Origin of the sequence: Marinobacter sp. CH_CUG1437-1, assembly GCF_037029655.1 — a bacterium.
Classification (GTDB): Bacteria; Pseudomonadota; Gammaproteobacteria; order Pseudomonadales; family Oleiphilaceae; genus Marinobacter; species Marinobacter salsuginis.
The window spans coordinates 1-1,308 of record NZ_JAYMEW010000014.1; the positions used below are offsets into that span (position 1 = coordinate 1).

A 1,308-nucleotide genomic window follows, 5' to 3' on the forward strand; every position below is an offset into this window, starting at 1 on the left:
ATTTCCACCATCGTTGTGGAACAACATCAATTGCCGCCAAGTCTTTAGGGATCTCTCGAGCCAAGTCATAAATCTCTCTGTAGACGTCTACTCCATCAGCGATGGACGCTATTCTTTCCCTTTGCTCTTCATAAGCGGCCGGGTGAGTTTCCGGGGAGCATCGGTCTACCCACTCTTGTTTTTCAGCGTCGGTAAGAATGTTTACTCGAACCTCGTCTTCGTGAAAAATGGTTCCTTCCGGTGGAGGGTCCATTAGGCCAACAGTTTCTGTAAGGGCCCTGTCGTGTGTTCTCTGAACCCACTGCTGGGTATGGAAGGCGGATTCCATCACCGCTTCTCTCAAGTCGTCCGGCAATTTGTCGAGGAAGCTTCTTTTAATAGCCGCATGCTCAAAGCCTGAGAACAGCTCCAAATTGATCATTTGAGATAACGCGGTGGTCATTCCAAAAGCTGGGGCAGCGGACGCAAAATTTTCCATTCCATCGATAAGGCCGGAGTTGAGTCCCTGATAGGTTTCCGCCCAGTCCAGTGGAATGGGATTGGCTCCGGCCAGGTCCAAGGCAATCCTGCCCATCGGGCTGGCCGTTACGCGAATTTTTGCATTCCGAAGGTCATCAGGGACTCGCGCATTGGGCCTATCTTTCCAGCCATTACCTAGGAAGATTGCACGGCCCTCCGGCAAGGCCCAGAGGAACTCATAATCGAATTTTTCCCGCAATACGTTTCGGTACAGAGAATCCCCTTTTTTGCTGTACAAGAAGTGGTACATGCTGGCTCTGTTTGGGAATTGGAACGGAAAATCCACGGCCGACAGAAATGGGTATGTCAATGCAGCATTTTGGGAAGACGAGCCGAAGGCAGGCAGGGCTCCGGTAGCAAAACGCTGGGCACAGGTGATTTCAGTACAGGTGGCGTTACCTCCTGATACCTGGACCTGGATGCGGCCGTCTGTTCGTTCTTCCAGATCCCGTGCAAACTCCCAGTAACCTGTTGGAAATCCTCGCTCCTGAACGCTGGGGCTATCGCCTGACACGCCCATCCTGATGATGACTTCGGCTTTCTTCCTAGAACCGGCTTTCTCGCCAGCCAGCCGCTTCGCCTGCTCCTCAAGCAACTCAGGGGTGGCTTTTTCACCCGCGAACGCGATCAACGACATAGCTCCCATCACCGAAGTGGCTCCGTAAACTGCAGAGAGCTGTAGGAATTTACGTCGGCCGATTTGATGTTTTGAGGTCTTGTTTTTTGTCATTATTACTTCCCCTTTTTATCAGGTTTTATTTAACTGCATGCTCGTATCACTATCTCTGT

The 1,308-nt window shown here is 51.4% G+C and carries 1 protein-coding gene; it reads right to left on the reverse strand.

Annotated features, from left to right (window positions below; translation table 11 throughout):
• On the reverse strand, positions 1–1,249 hold a 1,249-nt coding region (locus WA411_RS19045; RefSeq protein ID WP_291910558.1), incomplete at its 3' end, for a TRAP transporter substrate-binding protein.
• Positions 1,250–1,308 lie beyond the last annotated feature (59 nt).